The following is a 20507-nucleotide window of genomic DNA, read 5'->3' as shown; positions in this document are numbered from 1 at the left end:
AAGAAGCTGTGCTAAAGTCAGCGTCCTTTTTATCGACATTCGCGTGATATGACCGACTCCAGTCTCTCCGCAAGCCCATCGAGCTTGAAAATCTACTTCCGTCTGCTCGGCTATGTCCGGCCGTATATCAGCCTGTTCCTGATCAGCATTGTAGGCTTTCTGATTTTCGCCTCGACGCAGCCAATGCTCGGCTACATCCTCAAGTACTTCGTCGATGGCCTGTCCAATCCGGAGGCCGTGCTGTTTCCGACCGTGCCCTACCTGCGCGACCTGCAACTGCTGCAGGCGGTCCCGTTGCTGATCATCCTGATCGCGGCGTGGCAAGGTTTCGGTTCCTACCTGGGCAACTACTTTCTGGCCAAGGTTTCCCTCGGGCTGGTCCATGACCTGCGGGTGCAGTTGTTCAACAACCTGCTGGTCCTGCCGAACCGGTATTTCGACAAGCATAACTCGGGTCATCTGATTTCGCGTATCACCTTCAACGTGACCATGGTCACCGGGGCGGCCACAGATGCGATCAAGGTCGTAATCCGTGAAGGCATGACGGTGATCTTCCTGTTCGCCTCGCTGCTGTTCATGAACTGGAAGCTGACGCTGGTGATGATCGCGATCCTGCCGCTGATCGCCGTCATGGTGCGCACCGCGAGCAAGAAATTCCGCAAGCAAAGCAAGAAGATCCAGGCCGCCATGGGCGACGTGACCCACGTGTCGTCGGAGACGATCCAGGGCTATCGCGTGGTCCGCAGCTTTGGCGGCGAAGTCTACGAGCAGAAACGCTTCCTGGCCGCCAGCCAGGGCAACACCGACAAGCAATTGCGCATGACCCGTACCGGCGCGATCTACACGCCGCTGCTGCAACTGGTGATCTACTCCGCCATGGCGGTGCTGATGTTCCTGGTGCTGTACCTGCGCGGCGATGCTTCGGCCGGTGACATGATTGCCTACATCACCCTGGCCGGCCTGCTGCCCAAGCCGATCCGCCAGTTGTCCGAAGTCAGCTCGACCATCCAGAAAGGCGTGGCCGGTGCCGAGAGCATTTTCGAACAGCTGGATGTCGAGCCGGAAATCGATACCGGCACCATTGAGCGCGATGCGGTCACTGGTCGCCTGGACGTGCGCCACTTGAGCTTCACCTACCCGGACACCGATCGCCAGGTCCTCAACGACATCAGCTTCTCGGTTGAACCGGGGCAGATGGTGGCGCTGGTAGGGCGCTCGGGCAGCGGCAAGTCGACCCTGGCCAACCTGATCCCGCGCTTCTATCACCACGACAAGGGCGAGATCCTGATCGATGGTGTTGAAGTCGAACAATACAAGCTGTTGAACCTGCGCAAGCACATCGCCCAGGTCACCCAGCATGTGACGCTGTTCAGCGACACCGTGGCCAATAACATCGCCTACGGCGATCTGGCCGGCGCGCCCCGTGAAGACATCGAGAAAGCGGCGAAAGACGCTTATGCCATGGACTTCATCGCGCAGTTGCCCGAAGGCCTGGACACTCAGGTCGGCGAGAACGGCGTGTTGCTGTCCGGCGGTCAGCGCCAGCGCCTGGCCATTGCCCGGGCACTGCTCAAGAACGCACCGCTGTTGATCCTCGACGAAGCCACTTCGGCCCTTGATACCGAATCCGAGCGGCATATCCAGGCAGCACTGGACCAGGTCATGAAAGGCCGGACCACCCTGGTGATCGCTCACCGTCTGTCGACCATCGAGAAGGCTGACCTGATTCTGGTCATGGACCAGGGTCGGATCGTCGAGCGCGGCACCCATGCCGAGTTGCTTGCACAGAACGGCTACTATGCCCGCTTGAACGCCATGGGCCTCGACGCCCCGGCAGAAGACATCGCCTGACATGCGTGAGGGTGAGCGTGTCTCACCCTCGCTCACCGCAAGTGCAAGGCTTGCGGTGATTTGTATCGGCATGCTTACCCGTCTTGACCAAACCTGAATAAATCTCTGCACCGCGCTTGTTAAGGTTCCTGAACGAACTTCTGACTTTCATCGAGGGGGTCATCCCCGTCGCGCGGGTACTGTCATGTTGCAACGCTATCTCTGGAAACTGTTGCCCAAGCAGCAGCGGGCCTTCCTGCTGGGGCGCCTGTCGGTCGTCGATCGCCAGGTTGTGAACAAGTCGATGTCAGCCAATCTGCAATTCCCCCCGTCCTTCGCCCGGCACGCCTGCCTGTTCATTCACGTCCCTAAATGTGCCGGAAGCAGTGTATGTGCCGCGCTATTCGACGACTGGAGCCCCGGGCATTTGCCGTTGTACTGGTACGAACAGCAATTTCCCGAGGCGTTTGCCACCAGTTTCAAGTTCGCCTTCGTTCGCGATCCGCTGGAAAGGGCCTACTCGGCTTACGCATTTCTGCGCGGCAATGAGCTGGGTCGGCGCGATCACGCTGCGCAGAAACTGGTCAATCAGTACCGCGACTTCGATGACTTCGTGGCGCGTTGGCTGCATCCGGAGACGATTGGCCGACAACTGCATTTTGCCGCGCAAACGGATTTTCTCACCGATTCCCTGGGGCATCTGGCCTTGGACTTTATCGGCTATCAAGAACATCTGGCGCGGGATTTCGCACTGGTTTGCGAGCAGTTGAAGCATCCGGTGGCGCTGCCCCATATCAACAGTTCGCAGCAGCGTCAGCCCAGGCTGGCCCGTGATTTCTGTTCGGTTCGGACCCGTCGCCTGGTGCGCCGGGTTTATCAGCGCGATTACGAGATGCTCGGCTATGAATGAGGCCCCGTCGATGTCAGCACCCATGCCTGGGATTCGCCCCTATGGATTGGCGCTGTCGAGCCAGGCCCGGGCCGCGCTCAAGTCCCAGCGTCCGCGTTGCCTCTGGTTGACCGGGTTGTCCGGGGCGGGCAAGTCGACGCTGGCCAATGCCCTGGAGCTGCAACTCAATCAACGTGGCCTGCACACCTTTATCCTCGATGGCGACAACCTGCGCGGCGGCCTGTGCAGCGATTTGGGGATGGGGGCTGATTGTCGCCGGGAAAACATCCGGCGTATGGCCGAGGTGGCGCGGCTGATGGTCGATGCCGGGCTGATTGTGATCGTGGCGGCGATCTCGCCGTTTCGCGCCGAGCGTGAGGCGGCGCGGCAGCTGTTCGCCGAAGATGACTTCATCGAGGTCTACGTGAGCACGTCCTTCGCGGTCTGCGCGCAACGCGACCCCAAGGGTTTGTATCAGGCCGCCCTGCAAGGCCGGATCAAGGACTTCACCGGCATCGACAGCCCGTATGAGCCACCGCTGAGCGCAGAGTGCGAGATCGACACGCAGCGGCTGGCGCTGGAAGACGCCTGCGCTCGGCTATCGAGTTTTTTGCTCAATAAATGATCAAAAAAACCTGTCAATTCATCCTGTTGCAGCCGTCGCGCAAGCCTGCGCCAACCCTGTGGTAATATCGCGCCCCTGTTCATTTTGTATGTGGGTTGCTCCATGAAGTTGTCCATGCCGCGATTCGATCAAGCCCCTGTCTTGGTGGTCGGCGATGTCATGCTCGACCGTTACTGGCATGGTGGTACCTCACGGATTTCCCCTGAGGCGCCGGTGCCGGTGGTCAAGGTCGAGCAAATCGAGGACCGCCCGGGCGGTGCCGCCAACGTTGCCCTTAACATTGCCGCCCTCGGCGCCCCGGCCTCGCTGGTCGGCGTGACCGGCGACGACGAAGCCGCCGACAGCCTGGCCAACAGCCTCAAGGGCGCTGGCGTACGGGCGTTGTTCCAGCGCATCGCGCACCAGCCGACCATCGTCAAGCTGCGGGTCATGAGCCGTCACCAGCAACTGCTGCGGATCGACTTCGAAGAACCCTTCGCCACCGACGCCCTGGCGCTGGGCGAACAGGTTGAAGAACTGCTCGAAGGCATCAAGGTGCTGGTGCTGTCCGACTACGGCAAAGGCGCGCTGAAAAACCATCAGGTGCTGATCCAGGCCGCCCGTGCCCGTGGCATTCCGGTGCTGGCCGATCCCAAGGGCAAGGATTTCTCGATCTACCGCGGTGCGAGCCTGATCACCCCGAACCTCAGCGAATTCGAAGCCATCGTCGGCGGTTGCGCCGATGAGCACGAACTGGTGAGCAAGGGCGCGACCCTGATGCACGACCTCGACCTCGGCGCCTTGCTGGTGACCCGTGGCGAACACGGCATGACCTTGTTGCGCCCGGATCATCCGGCGCTGCACCTGCCGGCCCGCGCCCGTGAAGTGTTCGACGTGACCGGCGCCGGCGACACGGTGATTTCCACTCTGGCGGCGGCGATTGCCGCTGGCGAAGAACTGCCCCACGCGGTGGCCCTGGCCAACCTGGCGGCGGGCATTGTGGTGGGCAAGCTCGGTACGGCGTGCATCAGCGCACCGGAACTGCGCCGCGCCATCCAGCGTGAAGAAGGTTCCGAGCGCGGTGTGCTCGGTCTTGAGCAATTGCTGCTGGCAGTCGACGATGCCCGTGCGCATAACGAGAAGATCGTCTTCACCAACGGCTGCTTCGACATTCTGCATGCCGGCCACGTGACCTACCTTGAGCAGGCGCGGGCCCAGGGCGATCGTCTGATCGTCGCAGTCAACGACGATGCCTCGGTAAGCCGCTTGAAAGGGCCGGGTCGCCCGATCAATAGCGTTGACCGGCGCATGGCGGTACTGGCCGGTCTGGGCGCAGTGGATTGGGTCATCAGCTTCCCTGAAGGCACCCCGGAAAACCTGCTGCGCGAGGTCAAGCCGGACGTGTTGGTCAAGGGCGGGGATTACGGGATCGACCAAGTGGTCGGCGCAGACATCGTCAGCGCTTACGGCGGCACGGTGAAAGTGTTGGGGCTGGTGGAAAACAGCTCGACCACGGCGATTGTCGAGAAGATCCGCAATAACTGACTGCGGTTGATCGTTCCCACGCTCTGCGTGGGAATGCCTCAATGGACGCTCTGCGTCCGCTGTTGGGACGCGGAGCGTCCCGGGCTGCATTCCCACGCGGAGCGTGGGAACGATCAATCAAGAGCCGACTTTCTTGCGCGGCACGATTTTCTTCAGCAGTTGCTTCGCCTTCCCCCGCAACCGCGCCAACCCCGAATCTTTACCCGGTGGTTGCCAGCCCTTGCTGGCGCACCCAATCCTTCCAGCGAATCCGCTCATCGCGTACCAGCCAGCCTTCCTGCTGGGCAAAGCTCTCCGCCAGGTACAACCCACGCGTACTCGCCGGGTACAGCTGATCCTTTTTCAGCGTGTAGAGCTCAGCCATCGGCTGGCCGTCCTCCAGGGGCATCAAGTACAAGTCTGGACGCTTGCGGTCCAGCCGCGCCACCAGTTGATCGCCCTCCAGGCGCTCGTCGACATGAAACAGGCTCAGGGATTTGGCTTCCTTGGGCACGTCCAGGCGCAAGTCGTAGATCAGTTGCAAAGAAGCGGTTGGCAAATGCACGTAAGCCCGAGGCCGTTCGATCAACTGCATATTGGCGCAACGCACCGGTCGCGCCGCGCCGGACAGCGGCGTCAGGCGAAACGGCAGGGCTTCGCGATAATGCAGGGCGGACGAGTAGGGCGCAGGTAGCCAGGTGTCATTGAAACGCCCGGTCAACCAGCCTTCCGGGGTTTCCAGCAGGCACTCTTCGGCAATCTCCTGGATCGCCGTGTGCAGCGGCAGGTTCAGCTCGTGGGCCGGCACGTAACCGGAAATCAGCTTGAGCACCACGTCGCCACGGTCTTGCCGACGCTGGCGCACCAGCACCCAGTAATCGCGATTCTGCCAATGCAGGGTCAGGCGCACGGAGACCCCGAGATTGGCCAGTTCCAGGGCAAAGCGCTCGGTGTCGGCCACGGCCACCGGGCGGCGACGTTGCAGGGTCTGGGAGAAATTGAGCGGCATCCCGACGCTCTGGTAACTCAAGCCTTCGGGAGTCGCTTCGACGTACAACGGCAGGGTCTTGAAGTTGCTCGGGTTCTTTCTAATGAGCGTACGCGGCATGTCGGCTCCTGCTTAAGGCCGCGTGGGCGGCGTCAGTGACTACGAAGGACCTGGGCAACGGTCGCGACGTTGTGGGCGAGGTGCAGCGGATTGATGGTCCCGACAATAGCACTGGCAACACCCGGATGTTGGAACAACAACTCGAAGCTGGCACGCACCGGGTCCACGCCGGGGCTCAGGCACACATGACCGCTGGCGAGGGCCTTCTTGACCAGGATCGCTTTGCCATGGGCAGCAGCATAGTCAATCACGGCTTTTTCGTTTTGTTCGTTCAGATTGTAGGTGACCATGGCGCAATCACCTTGTTCCAGAGCCTTCAAACCGCCTTCGACGGTTTTGCCGGAAAAGCCGAAGCCGCGAATCTTGCCCTCGTTCTTCAGCTCGGCCAGGGTGGCATAGACCTCGCAGTCGTTGAGGATCCTAAGGTCGTTGCCGTCGGAGTGCACCAGCACCAGGTCGATAAAATCCGTTTCCAGACGTTGCAGGCTGCGCTCCACCGACAGGCGTGTGTGGGCGGCGCTGAAGTCGTGGCTCGACTGGCCATCGACAAACTCTTCGCCGACCTTGCTCACGATCACCCAGTCCTGACGCTGACCGTGCAGCAATGGGCCGAGGCGTTCTTCGCTGCGGCCATAGGCCGGGGCGGTGTCGATCAGGTTGATGCCCATGTCCCGGGCGAGTTTGAGCAACATGCGCGCTTCGTCATCGTCCGGGATCTGGAAACCGTTGGGATATTTCACGCCTTGGTCGCGACCGAGTTTCACGGTGCCCAGGCCCAGGGGCGAAACCAGCAGGCCGGTGCTGCCCAGCGGGCGATGCAAGTCGTGCAGGGTTTGTACGCTCATGGCAGCAGTTGCTCCCAGGCAGGGACGCCCATCGGTGGTTTTGGCAGTTCAGGCAGCGGCGCCGCCGGGCCGGGTTGAATGCCGTCCCGGGCGAGGCTGGCGATGACGCGGTCGGCGAAGTCCGGCGCCAGCGCCAGTTTGGTTGGCCAGCCGACCAGCAACCGACCCTGTTCGGCCAGGAAGGCGTTGTCCGGGCGGCTCAGGCCGGTTTGCAGCGGCTCGGCGCGGTCCACGCGCAAGGTTGCCCATTGCACCGTGCTGAGGTCGATCCACGGCAGCAATTGCCCAAGTTCTTTTTGCGCGGTGGCGATTTGCTCGGCGGGTTCGCGAGCTACACCTTCGGCTTCGGCGATGTCGCCGCCCATGTACCAGACCCACTGACCATCGGCGGCCGGGTGAGTGGTCACGGTGATGCGCGGCTTGGTGCCGCCGCCCAGGCAATGGGCGTACAGCGGTTTGAGGCTCGGGCCTTTGGCGATGATCATGTGCAACGGTCGGCGCTGCATGGCGGGTTGAGTCAGCCCCAACGCTTCGAGCAACGCGGCCGTGCCACCGCCGGCGCTGAGGACGATGCGCTGGGCGCGGATCTCGCGTCCGTCGACCTTCAGACCAACCAGAATGCCACCGTCCAGCAACGGCTCAATTGTTTGCCCAGCGAGCAAACCGTCACCCGCCAGATCGGCCAGGCGCTGGATCAGGCTCGGCACGTCGATCACCAATTCGGCCAGGCGATAGACCTTGCCCTTGAAGCGCTTGTCTTGCAGCGCTGGCGGCAGTTGATCGCCCTTGACCTGATCGACCCGGCCGCGCACGGCTTTGCTGGCGAAGAAACTGGTGAGGTTGCCGGCGATCGTGCCGGGGGACCAGAGGTAGTGAGCTTCGGACAACAGGCGCACGCCGCTCAGGTCCAGCTCGCCGTCACCGGCCAGCGCTTCACGCCAGCGTCGTGGCATGTCGGCGATGGCCTCCGAGGCGCCGGTCAGCGCACCGTGCAGCGCGTACTTGGCGCCGCCGTGGATGATGCCTTGGGATTTCACGCTCTGCCCGCCACCGAGGCTGGCGCTTTCCACCAGCACGGTCGAAAAACCCTGGCGGCGCAGACGCGCATTCAGCCAGAGGCCGGCGACACCAGCGCCGACAATCAGAACGTCGGTGGAAATAACGGATGGCATGCAGCAACCTCGGGCTAAGTGAAGCGGCAAGTTTCAAGCTTCAAGCCGCAAGCTGCAAGCAAGAACACATCGCGCACTTGCTTGCAGCTTATGGCTTGTCGCTTGTAGCCGCTCTTAATGCCCGGCGGTTTTGGAAAAGAGCTGGATCACGACGACACCCAACACAATCAGTCCCATCCCCAGCATCGCCGGCACATCCAGCTTCTGCCCATAGATAAACAGCGCCGCCACGCTGACCATCACAATCCCCATGCCGGCCCACACCGCGTACGCCACGCCTACCGGCACGCTGCGCACCACCAGGGTCAGCATCCAGAAGGCGATGCCGTAGCCGACGATCACCAGGATCAGCGGCAGGGGTGTGCTGAAGCCTTTGACCGCTTTCATCGAAACAGTGGCGATCACTTCGGCGCAGATGGCAATGGCCAGGTAGTAGTAGGCGGTCATGGGGTAATCCTCGAATGAAGTGTTGCTCTCTGAGGTCGGCATTCTAGAGATTCCCCAGATGCGGTAAAGTCATTACCTATCTGCCGTAGAGATGGGTTGAGCCATGAACATGCAATGGAATCTGGAACAGCTGCGTTTGTTTGTCAGCGTAGCGGAACAGCGCTCGTTTTCGGCGGTGGCGCGGGACCAGCGCAAGGCGCAGTCGGCGGTCAGTAGTTCGATTGCGTTGCTGGAAGAAGACCTGGGCGTAAGCCTGTTCGACCGCAGCAGTGGCCGCCAGCCGAAGCTGACCGAGGCCGGCGGTGCGCTGCTGGAAGAGGCGCGGGAGGTGCTGCGTCAATGCGAACGCCTGAACGGTCGGGCGCTGGCGATGATGCGCGGTCAGGAAGCGCGTCTGCGGGTAGCGCAGGACGAGGCGATGCCTTATCAGCCGATCATCGAAAGCTTCGAAGCCCTGGCGGAAAAATTTCCCAGCCTCGAAGTGCAACTGACCAGCGCCGCCCAAGGCGATGTGGCGCGCAAACTGGTGGAGCGCCGGGCCGACCTGGGGCTGCTGTTCTTCCATGATCAGATTCCCGAAGCGCTGGAGCGCCGCGTCGTCGGCAGCGTCGAAATGGTCACCGTGTGCGGCAAGGGCCATCCGCTGGCGGCCATGGGCGAAGTCGATTGCCAGCAATTGGCGCAGCACCGGCAATTGCTGATGTCCACCGAGTCCAGCGTTTACCCCGGTAGCGAGCCCGCCAGCCCGCAAGTCTGGCGCGCCGACAGTTTTTATGTGATGGCCGAATGGCTGGTGCGCGGCCTCGGCTGGGCCTGGCTGCCCCGGCATGTGGTGCAGTACCCGACGTATCAGGATCAGATGGTCGAACTGGTCAGCGAATGGACCCCGCCGGCCCTGGTGGTGGAGCTGGTCTGGCGCCGCGACGAGCCCCTCGGGCCGGCGGCGCGTTGGTTGGCCGAACGTTTTGCCGTGCACTTGCAGGCGATCGGCTTAAAAACCGATAAACTCCGCCGCCATGAATAGAACTCTCTACACCGCGCTGTTTTACCTGGGGCTGCCATTGGTAGCGATTCGGCTATGGCTGCGTTCGCGCAAGGCGCCGGCGTATGCCAAACGCATTGGCGAGCGCTTCTCCTACGGCTTGCCGACGATGCAGCCGGGCGGCATCTGGGTGCACGCCGTGTCCGTGGGGGAGAGCATTGCGGCGGCGCCGATGATTCGCGCCTTGCTGCAACGCTATCCCACGCTGCCGATCACCGTGACCTGCATGACCCCGACCGGCTCGGAGCGCATCCACGCCTTGTTTGCCAACGAGCCACGCATCCAGCACTGTTATCTGCCTTACGACTTGCCGTGCGCAGCGGCGCGGTTTCTCGATCGGGTTCAGCCGAAACTGGCGGTGATCATGGAAACCGAGCTGTGGCCCAACCACATCCACCAATGTGCCAAGCGTGGGATTCCTGTGGCGCTGGCTAATGCGCGGCTGTCCGAGCGCTCGGCCAAGGGCTATGGCCGCTTCCACAAACTGACCGGACCGATGCTGGCCGAGATGAGCCTGTTCGCGGTGCAGACCGAGGCCGAGGCCGAGCGCTTCCGTTCACTCGGTGCGCGTGCGGAAACGGTCGAGGTCACCGGTTCGATCAAGTTCGACCTGACCATCGACCCGCAATTGCTTGAGCGCGCCGCCGAGTTGCGCGGGCAATGGCAGGCGCTGGAGCGTCCGGTTTGGATCGCCGCGAGTACTCACGAAGGTGAAGACGAAGTGGTGCTGGCCGCCCATCGCCGGTTGCTGGCCAATCACCCCGATGCGTTGCTGATCCTGGTGCCGCGTCACCCGGAGCGTTTCAATTCGGTGTTCGAGTTGTGCAAGCAGCAGGGTTTCGCCACGGTGCGCCGCTCCACCGGCGAGCCGGTCACCGCCGATACGTCGGTGCTGCTGGGCGACACCATGGGCGAGTTGCTGTTTCTTTACGCACTGGCCGACAGCGCGTTTGTTGGCGGCAGCCTGGTGCCGAATGGCGGGCATAACCTGCTGGAACCGGCAGCACTGGCCAAGCCTGTTTTGAGCGGCCCGCACCTGTTCAACTTCCTCGAAATCGCCACGCAATTGCGCAGCGCCGGGGCGTTGGCGGAAGTCGATGATGCCGAAGGGTTGGCGGTGGCGGTGCAGCGATTATTCGAACTGCCGCGAGATGCGCAGCGCATGGCCGAGGCGGGGTTGAAGGTGATGCGCACCAATCAAGGCGCATTGCAGCGGTTGTTGGATGGGCTCGGGCGGTTGATTGACAAATCTTGACTCCGCCGTAGATCCATTGTGGCGAGGGGGCTTGCCCCCGTTGGGCTGCGAAGCAGCCCCAAAACCTGGATACGCGGTCTGCCAGGCAAACCGCATCGGCTGATCTCACGACTGCTTCGCAGCCGAACGGGGGCAAGCCCCCTCGCCACAGGGGTTTGCGTTTACTTGCCCGGCCGAGCCTTCAATTGCTCGGCCGCAGCCTTCGCCAGATCCGGCGGCAGGAAGTCTGTGTCCGGGTTGTAGTCAGCCTTGAGATATCGCGACAAATCCTGCAAATCCCCCGGGTTCAACGTGCCCGCTGCCTGCTTCAAGCGCAGGTTGTCGAGGATGTAGTCGTAGCGGGTGTTGTTGTAGTTGCGCACCGAGGTGTACAGCTGACGCTGGGCGTCGAGCACGTCGACGATGTTGCGCGTGCCTACCTGATAACCGATTTCGGTGGCTTCCACCGCGCTCTGGTTAGAGATGATCGACTGCTTGCGCGCCTGCACCTGCTCGACATCGGTGTTCACCGCGCGGTGCAGGTTGCGGGTGTTTTCCACCACTTGCCGGCGCAGTTGCTCGCGCTGTTGCTCGATTTGATCCAGGCGTGAATACGACTCGCGCACCTGGGAGTTGATCAGGCCGCCGCTGTAGATCGGGATGTTCACTTGCAAGCCGACGGTGGTCTGCTCGACGTTGCCGCCGTAAGGCTGGCCGAAGGCGCTCGGGTTGCTGAAGCCCAGGGCGTCGTTGTCACCCTTTTCGTATTTGGCCACCGCATCGAGGGTCGGCGCGTGGCCGGCCTTGCGTTGCTTGAGGGTTTCTTCGGCGGCGCTGACTGCGTAGTTGCTGGCCAGCAGGTTGAGGTTCTGTTTGGCGGCGGTGTCGACCCAGGCCTTGGCGTCGTTCGGTGCCGGCGGCAGGATCGGCAAGGTGTGGACGATGCCCTGGATCGCGTTGTACTGACGGTTGGTCAGGGTGATCAGGGCTTCGAACGCATCATCCACCTGGCGCTGGGCGAGGATCCGATTGGCTCGGGCGGTGTCGTAGCTGGCCTGGGATTGCAGCACGTCGGTCTTGTCCGACAGGCCGACATCGAAGCGCTCGTTGGACTGGTCGAGCTGACGCTTGAACGCTGCTTCTTCCGCCTTGGTCGAGGCCAGGTTGTCCTGGCTGCGCAGCACGTTGAAATAGCTTTCCGCCGATTGCAGGATCAGGTTCTGTTCGGTGGCCGAGAGTTGCAGCGAGGCTTGCTCGTTGACGTCCTTGGCGGCCTGGAACTGGAACCAGCGATCGGCGCGGAACAGTGGCTGGGCCAAGGTCGCCTGATAGGAATGAGCGTTGCGGTTGGCGGTGCCCGACGGTTGATCGAGCTGGGTGCGCACGGAACTCAAATTGGCCCCGCCCGACAGGTTCGGCAGCAGCCCGGCGCGGGCCTGGGGCACGACTTCTTTCTGGGCGCCATATTGGGCGCGGGCGGCCGCCAGGTCGGCGTTGTTGTCCACCGCTTCCTGGTAGACGCTGACCAGATCGGTCTTGGTGGATAAGGGCGCTTCTGCTGCCCAGGCCATTCCATTGGAAGCACAAGACACGGCAAGGGCCAGTGAGAGTTTGCGCAGCATGCGGCCATCCCTAAAAAATTACGCTGATAATTTGAGCGCCAAAGGTAAGGCGCGGCCCGCGCAGCGTCAAGGCGCAGCACGGCGTAGCGAGTGTAGTTGCACGGGCGTACCGCAACAATCTGGTAATTGCGCCATTCATCATGGTGTTTACCGCGGTGTTGGCGTTCTTTGCCAGTTGTGTCTAGACTGGCCGGGTTCTTGTCGGGGTGCCTTGCTATGAGGCTGAGATCGAATAATTTCGGATCCCGTTGAACCTGATCAGGTTAGCGCCTGCGTAGGGAACAAGATTTCTCGTCACCCGGCGAGTCCTCTTGTGCTTCGTCCGGGATGTTGTTCGACAATCGAACACCCCTCGAGCACTGAGCACAGCACCAACGGCATTTCTATCGCTGATTGGTCGCGTCCATTCGTTACAGGTTCACTCCGACAAAATTCCACTGCCTGGATGCTGTCTGGAGAGCCCGTGATGACGATAAAACTAAAAAATACGACGAACCTGAGTGATTCGGCCCAAGTCGATCAACAGTCGGTTCAACCGTTTACCCGCTCGCAAAAAATCTATGTCCAGGGCTCCCGCCCGGACATCCTCGTGCCAATGCGCGAAATCAGCCTCGACGTGACCCCGACCGATTTTGGCGGTGAGATCAACGCGCCAGTCGTGGTGTACGACACCTCGGGCCCGTACACCGACCCCAACGTCATCATCGACGTGCGCAAAGGCCTGGGCGATATTCGCTCGCCGTGGATCGAGTCCCGTGGCGACACCGAGCGCCTGCCGGGCCTGAGCTCCAACTTCGGCCAGGAACGCCTCGCCGATGCCGAATTGACCAAGCTGCGTTTCGCCCACGTCAACAACCCGCGTCGGGCCAAGGCCGGGGCCAACGTCAGCCAGATGCACTACGCGCGCAAAGGCATCATCACCGCCGAGATGGAATACGTCGCCATCCGCGAAAACATGAAGCTCGAAGTGGCCCGTGCCGCCGGGCTGCTGGACCAGCAACACGCCGGTCACAGCTTCGGTGCCAGCGTACCGAAAATCATCACCCCCGAATTTGTCCGTGACGAAATCGCCCGCGGTCGCGCGATCATCCCGGCCAACATCAACCACACCGAACTGGAACCGATGATCATCGGCCGTAACTTCCTGGTGAAGATCAACGGCAACATCGGCAACAGCGCACTGGGTTCGTCCATCGAAGAAGAAGTGGCGAAACTGACCTGGGGCATTCGCTGGGGTTCGGACACGGTCATGGACCTGTCCACCGGCAAGCACATTCACGAAACCCGCGAGTGGATCATCCGCAACTCGCCGGTGCCGATCGGTACCGTGCCGATTTATCAAGCGCTGGAAAAAGTCGACGGCGCCGCCGAAGACCTGACCTGGGAGTTGTTCCGCGACACGCTGATCGAACAGGCCGAGCAGGGCGTCGACTACTTCACCATCCACGCCGGCGTGTTGTTGCGCTACGTGCCGCTGACCGCCAAGCGCGTGACCGGCATCGTGTCCCGTGGCGGTTCGATCATGGCCAAGTGGTGCCTGGCGCATCACAAGGAAAACTTCCTCTACACCCATTTCGAAGACATCTGCGAAATCATGAAGGCCTACGACGTCAGCTTCTCGCTGGGCGACGGCCTGCGTCCGGGTTCGATTGCCGACGCCAACGACGCCGCGCAATTCGGTGAGCTGGAAACCCTCGGCGAGCTGACCAAAATCGCGTGGAAGCACGACGTGCAATGCATGATCGAAGGCCCGGGCCACGTGCCGATGCAGTTGATCAAAGAGAACATGGACAAGCAGCTTGAGTGCTGCGACGAGGCGCCGTTCTACACCCTCGGCCCGCTGACCACCGACATCGCGCCGGGCTACGACCACATCACCTCCGGCATCGGTGCGGCGATGATCGGCTGGTTCGGTTGCGCCATGCTTTGCTACGTGACGCCGAAGGAGCACTTGGGCCTGCCGAACAAGGATGACGTGAAGACCGGGATCATCACCTACAAAATCGCGGCCCATGCCGCCGATCTGGCGAAGGGGCATCCGGGCGCGCAGATTCGCGACAATGCCTTGAGCAAGGCGCGGTTCGAATTCCGCTGGGAAGACCAGTTCAACCTCGGCCTCGACCCGGACACCGCCCGTTCGTATCACGATGAAACCCTGCCGAAGGATTCGGCCAAGGTCGCGCACTTCTGCTCCATGTGCGGGCCGAAGTTCTGTTCGATGAAAATCACCCAGGAAGTCCGCGAATACGCGGCCAACCAGCGGATCGAAACCATCGATGCCGAAGTCGCCCAGGGACTGGCGGACCAGGCAGAGCGCTTCAAGCAGGAAGGCAGTCAGCTGTACAAGAAGATCTAAGCGGCAAGTTACAAGCGGCAAGCGGCAAGTTAGAAGCAAGGCTGGATCTGCTTTTCCTTGAGGCTTGCCGCTTGAAGCTAGTAACCCATGTTGCAGCCCGGAACGCTCCGCGTCCCCGAACGGCGTGACGCAGAGCGTCACAGGAGGCATTCCCACGCGGAGCGTGGGAACGATCAAAAGTTCTAAGCGGCAAGTTGCAAGCGGCAAGTTAGAAGCAAGACTGGATCTGCTTTTCCTTGAGGCTTGCCGCTTGAAGCTAGTAACCCATGTTGCAGCCCGGAACGCTCCGCGTCCCCGAACGGCGTGACGCAGAGCGTCGCAGGAGGCATTCCCACGCGGAGCGTGGGAACGATCAAAAGATCTAAGCGGCAAGTTGCAAGCGGCAAGTTAGAAGCAAGGCTGGATCTGCTTTTCCTTGAGGCTTGCCGCTTGAAACTAGTAACCCATCTTTCCCTCGAGATACCTGACTTGAACACCTATTCCCCTGACACAGCCGTACCCGCCGATAGGCGCGTCTTCGGCGGTCGCGATCTGTTTTCCCTGTGGTTTTCCCTCGGCATCGGCCTGATGGTCTTGCAGACCGGCGCATTGCTCGCGCCGGGCCTGGGCCTGTCTGGCTCGTTGCTGGCGATCTTCCTCGGCACGCTGGTCGGCGTTTTGCTGCTGGCCGCCGTGGGCGTGATCGGCAGCGACACCGGCCTGTCGTCGATGGCCGCGCTCAAGCTCAGCCTCGGCAAACATGGCGCGAGCCTGCCGGCGGTGCTGAACCTGCTGCAGCTGATCGGTTGGGGCTCGTTCGAAATCATCGTCATGCGCGACGCCGCCAGCCTGCTCGGCGCCCGGGCGTTCAGCGAAGGCAGCTTGCTGTCGAACCCTTTGCTCTGGACCGTGTTCTTCGGTGGCTTGGCGACCTTGCTCGCCGTCAGCGGCCCGCTGACGTTCGTGCGGCAGATCCTGCGCAAGTGGGGCATCTGGCTGTTGCTGGCCGCGTGCATCTGGCTGACCTGGAACCTGTTCGCCAAAGCCGATCTGGCCGCGTTGTGGGCTCAGGCCGGTGACGGTTCGATGCCCTTCGCCGTGGGCTTCGACATTGCGATTGCGATGCCGCTGTCGTGGCTGCCGCTGATTGCCGACTACTCGCGTTTCGGCAAACGCGCGAAAAACGTGTTCGGCGGAACGGCGCTGGGTTTCTTTATCGGTAACTTCTGGCTGATGAGCCTGGGCGTGGCCTACACGCTGGCGTTCGCGCCGAGCGGTGAAGTGAATGCCTTGCTGCTCGCGTTGGCCGGCGCCGGCCTGGGGATTCCGCTGCTGCTGATTCTGCTGGACGAGTCGGAAAACGCTTTCGCCGATATTCACTCGGCGGCGGTGTCGAGCGGGATTCTGTTGCGCTTGAAGGTCGAGCATCTGGCGTTGGCCATTGGTGTGATTTGCACACTGATCGCCTGCCTGGCGCCTTTGGCCCAGTACCAGAACTTCCTGCTGTTGATCGGTTCGGTGTTTGCGCCGCTGTTCGGCGTGGTGCTGGTGGATCACTTCATCCTGCGCAAACGCAGTGCCCAGGTCGCGTCAGCCGCGTTGCGCTGGCCGGCGTTGCTCGCCTGGTTGGGCGGGGTGAGCACTTATCATCTGCTGGCGAATCTGTATCCGGATGTCGGCGCAACCCTGCCGTCGCTGGTACTGGCAGGGCTGCTGCAACTCGTGCTCGGTCGAGCCTTCAGTTACGGCCGGGAAACAGCTCGGGCCTGAGAATACCGTTCAGGCGCGGGTAGGGGATCTTCAGTTCGATGTGGCCCAGGGCGTAAGGCGCGATGGTGCTCACTTCGTACTTGAGGATCACCCCGCCGTAGGTCAGCGCCACGTTCTGGGTTTTCTGGAAATGCCAGTTCTTCAGGAAATCCGGCTCCTGATCGAGTTTGGTGCTGATCAGCCAGCTGTTGTGCGCCACCTGCGCGGCTTTCCAGAACGCGTCTTCCTGACCCGGCAGCAACATGTCCGACAACGTCAGCACTTTGTGCTGCTGGCGCGAATAGTTGATGAAGCTGCGGCCCGGCGTGCCATGGGCGCCGCCGGTGTCCAGGTAGCTGGAAAACTCGACGATCACCAAGCCGTCATGCTGCTCACGTACTTTGGCTTGCAGGTAACTGCTGGAGCGCGGTGCGGCGGTGCGCAGGAACTGATCGCGGTAGGCGGCCAGGGTCGGCGCCGCCGGAGCGTCCGGGGTGCGGGTCAATTGCAGCAGGTTCTTTTCAACGATGCCGTCCAGTTGCGGTTCGGCGGGGAATGTCAGGGTATCGATGTTCACCAGTGGGCAGTCAGGCGTGGTGCAACCCGGTTTCAGGATTTCCGAAGCATCGCGGGTGGTTTCCAGCGGCGTGCGGTAGTTGGGTTGGAACAGGCTCTGGCAAGCGCCCAGCGTCAGGGCGATAGCGGCCACGGAGGCGATTTTAAAAAGCGACATGGGCGTCCTTCATAAAACAGGGAAAGGCGAAAAGTTACCGCTTCGACTGTCAACGAAGCAGTCAGTTCGCCACTAAGCTAATTAGAGTTGGTTTCGCCCTCACCGTCTATCCCGCTGAAGGTAAAGGGGCTGCATCAAACATCAACGGCGCGTTAGGATGGCGCGAAGTCGAGGCTGCCAGGTACAAAAAAGGCGCCTCGTAACGGATTGCAGTAAACGAGGATTGTCATGACTGATTTTGCCAACGCCATTCCGACCACCGTTGAGATCGTTCGGCGCGAGCAGTGCTACGCGGGCTTCTACAAGCTCGACCGCCTGCATTTGCGCCATGAATTATTCGCCGGCGGCATGAGTCGCGAGATCAATCGTGAAGTGTTCGTGCGCCACGATGCGGTGTGCGTGCTGCCCTACGATCCGCAACGCGATGAAGTGGTGTTGATCGAGCAGTTCCGGGTCGGCGCCATGGGCAAGACCAGCAACCCGTGGCTGATCGAGCTGGTCGCCGGTCTGATCGATAAAGACGAAGAACCGGAAGAAGTTGCTCACCGTGAAGCGCAGGAGGAAGCTGGGCTTGTGTTCGGGGCGCTGTGGCCGATGACCAAATATTTTCCATCGCCCGGCGGCAGTAACGAATTCGTGCATTTGTACCTGGGGCGTTGTGAAACCAACGGAGTAGGCGGCCTGCATGGACTGGCAGAAGAAGCGGAAGATATCCGCGTCACGGTCTGGGCGTTCGAAGATGCGCTGCAAGCCGTACGCGACGGACGAATTGCCAACGCGGCCAGCATCATTGCTTTGCAATGGCTTGCTTTGAACCGCGCTGAAGTGAGGGGGTTATGGTCGTAAACAAGCTGCGCGATCGCTATCGGGTGGACCTCGTGGGGCTGCAAGCCTCCTGCGAGGCGAACTATGCGCGTTTGATGCGACTGCTGCCCGACATGCGCAGCGAACCCGAGGCACGGCGCATCGCCGTGACCCAGGGCGAGCAGATGCTGGGCGTGCTGGCCCTGGAAGTGCTGCAAGTCAATCCGTACACCACCACCCTGCAAGTGCGCCAGGAACACAGCCTGCCGTGGTTGCCGGTGCCGCAACTGGAAGTCCAGGTCTACCACGACGCGTGCATGGCCGAGGTCGTCAGCGCCGAACATGCAAGACGCTTCCGGGGCATCTATCCTTACCCGAACGCCGCGATGCATCAGCCGGATGAAAAGGCGCAGCTCAATCTGTTCCTGGGGGAATGGCTGAGCCACTGTCTGGCGTGTGGGCACGAGTACGCCGTCGTGCGATAGATGTGAACTGCGTCCGGTTCACAGGTTTCCTCTTTTGACCGTCCCCCAGCATAATTGCGGCCTCTATCCAACCCCGTGATTCACCCCTGGGAGAACGCCTTGCCGAGCGTATCCACATTGACCACCGCCGATCCGGCGTTGTTGGTGCAAATCTCCGACAGTCATTTGTTCGCCGAGGCGGATGGCACGTTGCTGGGCATGAATACCCGCGAGAGCCTGCAAAAGGTCATTGAACTGGTGCGTGTGCAACAGCCGCGAATCGATCTGATCATTGCCAGTGGCGACCTGTCCCAGGACGGCACGCTGGAGTCGTATCAGCTTTTTCGCGATCTGACCCGGCAGCTCGACGCCCCGGCGCGCTGGATTCCCGGCAATCACGATGAACCGCGGATCATGGCTGAAGCGGCGGTGCAGAGTGCGTTGCTGGAGCCGGTGGTGGACATCGGTAACTGGCGGGTGACGTTGCTCGATTCCGCCGTGCCGGGGTCGGTGCCGGGGTATTTGCAGGATGAGCAGTTGCAGTTGCTGGCTCGTTCGCTGAGCGAGGCGCCGGAGCGGCATCATCTGGTGTGTTTCCATCATCATCCGGTGTCGATCGGGTGTGCGTGGATGGAGCCGATTGGGTTGCGCAATCCTGAGGGGTTGTTTGCGGTGCTGGATCGGTTTCCTCAGGTGCGCGCCGTTTTGTGGGGGCATGTGCATCAGGAGATCGATCAGTTGCGCGAGGGGGTGCGGTTGATGGCTTCGCCTTCGACTTGCATTCAGTTTGAGCCGGGGAGTGAGGATTTCAAGGTCGGGGAGCAGGCGCCGGGGTATCGGTGGTTGCGACTGATGCCGGATGGGCTGATTGAAACTGGGGTTGAGCGTGTTACTGGTTTCGAGTTTACGGTTGATTACGGTTCCAACGGTTACTGAGACTTGGCGGCCTTTGGGCCGACCATGTTCTTGGTTGGAGTACATATCCATTTCTGCGGTAACGGCGGCTTATGGTTCCGCTCTTACAGCGGGTCACTTTTGGCAAACGCCCCAAAAGTAACCAAAAGGTCTCGCCCCGGCGTCCGGCCCCTCGCTGAGGCTCGGCGTTCCTTCGCTCCGGTGTCCATCTGGGGGCATCGCCTCCGGTCGGCTTCGCTTCGACCTCCTCTCGATGTGTGCGGCTTCGCCGCACGGCGCTACGCGCCCACCCCCAGATGAACACCTCCACTCAGCCTCCCGAAGGGGCGGGTAAATCAAAAGCAGGCGAGCTAACGCTCGGCCTAATGAGTGGTGAAGAGCGGGGCGGTGTACATCAATCCTGTAGGAGCGAGGCTTGCCCGCGAAGGCGTCCTGACAGACGACCGATCCCTCCCGGATGCAACGATTCTGTACGTAACCGTGTTCATTTCGATGGATGCTGGCGCCAACATTCCTCGTCTCCCTGTAAACTGCGCCTCTTTACCCGACGCTCAGGGAGTTCAAATGTCCGGTTCGATCCTTTATATCCACGGTTTCAACAGTGCGCCGGCCTCGAAGAAGGCCTGCCAGTTGATCAATGTGATGGAGCGCCTGGGCTTGAGCGATCGGTTGCAGGTTCCGGCCTTGCATCATCACCCGCGTGAGGCCATCGGTCAGTTGAACCGGGCGATCGAGGAGCTTGGGCGGCCGCTGCTGGTCGGAAGCTCACTCGGCGGCTACTATGCGACTCACTTGGCCGAGCACCATGGCCTCAAGGCCCTGTTGATCAACCCTGCTGTCAGTCCGCACCGGATGTTCGACGGGTTTCTGGGGACGCAGAAAAACCTGTATACCGATGAGGCCTGGGAATTGACCCACGACCATGTGACGGCCCTGGCCGAGCTGGAAGTGCCGGCGCCCCGGGACCCGCAGCGTTATCAGGTGTGGTTGCAGACCGGCGATGAAACGCTGGACTATCGCCTCGCCCAGCAGTATTACCGCGCCTGTGCCTTGCGCATCCAGGCCGGCGGCGACCATAGTTTCCAGGGTTTTGCCGGGCAATTGCCGGCCATGTTGAGTTTTGCCGGCATCGGCGCAGATTTGTATCAGTCGATCGATTTCACCGCACTGTGAATCATCGCCCCCCATTT

Annotated in this window: 17 protein-coding genes, 1 pseudogene and 1 riboswitch; of the genes and pseudogenes, 12 read left to right on the top strand and 6 right to left on the bottom strand. The window is 61.5% G+C overall.

Annotation, left to right across the window (positions count from 1 at the left end; translation table 11 throughout):
- Positions 1–48 precede the first annotated feature (48 nt).
- The 4 genes from msbA to hldE all read left to right on the top strand — a co-directional run bounded on the left by msbA (position 49) and on the right by hldE (position 4868).
- Positions 49–1851, top strand: a complete 1803-nt coding sequence (gene msbA / locus ACZ89E_RS20020; protein ID WP_463259215.1) for a lipid A export permease/ATP-binding protein MsbA — start codon at positions 49–51, stop codon at positions 1849–1851.
- Between the two features lie 184 nt (positions 1852–2035).
- A complete protein-coding gene (locus ACZ89E_RS20015) occupies positions 2036–2740 on the top strand; it encodes a sulfotransferase family 2 domain-containing protein (protein WP_476256304.1) in 705 nt (234 codons plus the stop codon).
- The gene (cysC, locus tag ACZ89E_RS20010) at positions 2733–3344 is read left to right on the top strand and encodes an adenylyl-sulfate kinase (RefSeq protein ID WP_149659243.1); all 612 of its coding nucleotides are present in this window, start codon (positions 2733–2735) and stop codon (positions 3342–3344) included. Before ACZ89E_RS20015 ends, cysC begins: the two co-directional genes overlap by 8 nt.
- Positions 3345–3446: 102 nt before the next feature.
- Positions 3447–4868, top strand: coding sequence for a bifunctional D-glycero-beta-D-manno-heptose-7-phosphate kinase/D-glycero-beta-D-manno-heptose 1-phosphate adenylyltransferase HldE (gene hldE / locus ACZ89E_RS20005; RefSeq protein WP_149659244.1), 1422 nt, complete (start codon positions 3447–3449; stop codon positions 4866–4868).
- Positions 4869–4985: 117 nt separating this feature from the next.
- Here hldE and ACZ89E_RS20000 read toward each other — a convergent pair.
- The 4 genes and pseudogenes from ACZ89E_RS20000 to ACZ89E_RS19985 form a co-directional block, all read right to left on the bottom strand.
- Positions 4986–5955: pseudogene (locus ACZ89E_RS20000) on the bottom strand (metal ABC transporter ATPase).
- A gap of 32 nt (positions 5956–5987) precedes the next feature.
- Positions 5988–6800: an aldo/keto reductase gene (locus tag ACZ89E_RS19995; RefSeq protein ID WP_476256303.1), complete on the bottom strand. Its 813-nt coding sequence runs from the start codon at positions 6798–6800 to the stop codon at positions 5988–5990.
- Entirely contained in the window at positions 6797–7972 is a 1176-nt protein-coding gene (locus ACZ89E_RS19990; RefSeq protein ID WP_476256302.1) for an NAD(P)/FAD-dependent oxidoreductase, read from the bottom strand. Before ACZ89E_RS19990 ends, ACZ89E_RS19995 begins: the two co-directional genes overlap by 4 nt.
- Before the next feature lie 114 nt (positions 7973–8086).
- Positions 8087–8419 carry a DMT family transporter gene (locus ACZ89E_RS19985; protein WP_123402464.1) on the bottom strand — a complete coding sequence of 111 codons (333 nt, stop codon included), beginning with the start codon at positions 8417–8419 and terminating at the stop codon, positions 8087–8089.
- A 103-nt stretch (positions 8420–8522) separates the two neighbouring features.
- On the opposite strand from ACZ89E_RS19985, the gene ACZ89E_RS19980 reads away from it, so the two are divergent.
- On the top strand, positions 8523–9443 hold the full coding sequence (locus tag ACZ89E_RS19980) for a LysR family transcriptional regulator (RefSeq protein WP_149659248.1): 921 nt from the start codon (positions 8523–8525) through the stop codon (positions 9441–9443).
- Positions 9436–10716, top strand: coding sequence for a lipid IV(A) 3-deoxy-D-manno-octulosonic acid transferase (gene waaA, locus ACZ89E_RS19975; RefSeq protein WP_476256301.1), 1281 nt, complete (start codon positions 9436–9438; stop codon positions 10714–10716). Before ACZ89E_RS19980 ends, waaA begins: the two co-directional genes overlap by 8 nt.
- A 161-nt stretch (positions 10717–10877) precedes the next feature.
- Here the strand turns inward: waaA and ACZ89E_RS19970 are convergent, their stop codons facing one another.
- A complete protein-coding gene (locus tag ACZ89E_RS19970) occupies positions 10878–12317 on the bottom strand; it encodes a TolC family outer membrane protein (protein ID WP_476256300.1) in 1440 nt (479 codons plus the stop codon).
- Positions 12318–12509: 192 nt separating this feature from the next.
- Positions 12510–12615: riboswitch (TPP riboswitch) on the top strand.
- A gap of 168 nt (positions 12616–12783) precedes the next feature.
- Between ACZ89E_RS19970 and thiC the strand changes: the two genes are divergently transcribed.
- Both thiC and cytX read left to right on the top strand, forming a co-directional pair.
- Positions 12784–14673 (top strand): phosphomethylpyrimidine synthase ThiC, encoded by a 1890-nt coding sequence (thiC, locus tag ACZ89E_RS19965; protein ID WP_149659251.1) that lies wholly within the window; start codon positions 12784–12786, stop codon positions 14671–14673.
- A 468-nt stretch (positions 14674–15141) separates the two neighbouring features.
- Positions 15142–16422 (top strand): putative hydroxymethylpyrimidine transporter CytX, encoded by a 1281-nt coding sequence (gene cytX, locus ACZ89E_RS19960; protein WP_149659253.1) that lies wholly within the window; start codon positions 15142–15144, stop codon positions 16420–16422.
- Here the strand turns inward: cytX and ACZ89E_RS19955 are convergent.
- Complete coding sequence (locus ACZ89E_RS19955) at positions 16391–17134, bottom strand: RsiV family protein (RefSeq protein WP_476256299.1); 744 nt, start codon at positions 17132–17134, stop codon at positions 16391–16393. The two genes, cytX and ACZ89E_RS19955, sit on opposite strands and share 32 nt — an antisense overlap.
- A gap of 228 nt (positions 17135–17362) precedes the next feature.
- Here ACZ89E_RS19955 and ACZ89E_RS19950 point away from each other — a divergent pair, with 228 nt between their 5' ends.
- The 4 genes from ACZ89E_RS19950 (at position 17363) to ACZ89E_RS19935 (ending at position 20490) form a co-directional block, all read left to right on the top strand.
- Positions 17363–17980: an NUDIX domain-containing protein gene (locus ACZ89E_RS19950; RefSeq protein WP_133840563.1), complete on the top strand. Its 618-nt coding sequence runs from the start codon at positions 17363–17365 to the stop codon at positions 17978–17980.
- Complete coding sequence (locus tag ACZ89E_RS19945) at positions 17971–18423, top strand: DUF1249 domain-containing protein (RefSeq protein ID WP_149659255.1); 453 nt, start codon at positions 17971–17973, stop codon at positions 18421–18423. The genes ACZ89E_RS19950 and ACZ89E_RS19945 overlap by 10 nt, the downstream gene beginning before the upstream one ends.
- 99 nt (positions 18424–18522) lie before the next feature.
- Complete coding sequence (gene cpdA / locus ACZ89E_RS19940) at positions 18523–19338, top strand: 3',5'-cyclic-AMP phosphodiesterase (RefSeq protein WP_476256298.1); 816 nt, start codon at positions 18523–18525, stop codon at positions 19336–19338.
- 543 nt (positions 19339–19881) lie between these two features.
- Entirely contained in the window at positions 19882–20490 is a 609-nt protein-coding gene (locus ACZ89E_RS19935) for a YqiA/YcfP family alpha/beta fold hydrolase (protein WP_476256297.1), read from the top strand.
- The last annotated feature ends 17 nt before the right edge of the window (positions 20491–20507 follow it).

Source organism: Pseudomonas sp. TE3899 (assembly GCF_056279105.1).
The sequence above is the reverse complement of the archived record's forward strand: the minus strand, read 5'-3'. Positions and strand labels throughout refer to the sequence as shown.

What these genes read in the sequence shown, in the direction of transcription:
- msbA (WP_463259215.1), top strand. Translation starts at nt 49, where the DNA reads ATGACCGACTCCAGTCTCTCCGCAAGCCCATCGAGCTTGAAAATCTAC.
- ACZ89E_RS20015 (WP_476256304.1), top strand. Translation starts at nt 2,036, where the DNA reads ATGTTGCAACGCTATCTCTGGAAACTGTTGCCCAAGCAGCAGCGGGCC.
- cysC (WP_149659243.1), top strand. Translation starts at nt 2,733, where the DNA reads ATGAATGAGGCCCCGTCGATGTCAGCACCCATGCCTGGGATTCGCCCC.
- hldE (WP_149659244.1), top strand. Translation starts at nt 3,447, where the DNA reads ATGAAGTTGTCCATGCCGCGATTCGATCAAGCCCCTGTCTTGGTGGTC.
- ACZ89E_RS19995 (WP_476256303.1), bottom strand. Translation starts at nt 6,800, where the DNA reads ATGAGCGTACAAACCCTGCACGACTTGCATCGCCCGCTGGGCAGCACC.
- ACZ89E_RS19990 (WP_476256302.1), bottom strand. Translation starts at nt 7,972, where the DNA reads ATGCCATCCGTTATTTCCACCGACGTTCTGATTGTCGGCGCTGGTGTC.
- ACZ89E_RS19985 (WP_123402464.1), bottom strand. Translation starts at nt 8,419, where the DNA reads ATGACCGCCTACTACTACCTGGCCATTGCCATCTGCGCCGAAGTGATC.
- ACZ89E_RS19980 (WP_149659248.1), top strand. Translation starts at nt 8,523, where the DNA reads ATGAACATGCAATGGAATCTGGAACAGCTGCGTTTGTTTGTCAGCGTA.
- waaA (WP_476256301.1), top strand. Translation starts at nt 9,436, where the DNA reads ATGAATAGAACTCTCTACACCGCGCTGTTTTACCTGGGGCTGCCATTG.
- ACZ89E_RS19970 (WP_476256300.1), bottom strand. Translation starts at nt 12,317, where the DNA reads ATGCTGCGCAAACTCTCACTGGCCCTTGCCGTGTCTTGTGCTTCCAAT.
- thiC (WP_149659251.1), top strand. Translation starts at nt 12,784, where the DNA reads ATGACGATAAAACTAAAAAATACGACGAACCTGAGTGATTCGGCCCAA.
- ACZ89E_RS19955 (WP_476256299.1), bottom strand. Translation starts at nt 17,134, where the DNA reads ATGTCGCTTTTTAAAATCGCCTCCGTGGCCGCTATCGCCCTGACGCTG.
- ACZ89E_RS19950 (WP_133840563.1), top strand. Translation starts at nt 17,363, where the DNA reads ATGACTGATTTTGCCAACGCCATTCCGACCACCGTTGAGATCGTTCGG.
- ACZ89E_RS19945 (WP_149659255.1), top strand. Translation starts at nt 17,971, where the DNA reads ATGGTCGTAAACAAGCTGCGCGATCGCTATCGGGTGGACCTCGTGGGG.
- ACZ89E_RS19935 (WP_476256297.1), top strand. Translation starts at nt 19,882, where the DNA reads ATGTCCGGTTCGATCCTTTATATCCACGGTTTCAACAGTGCGCCGGCC.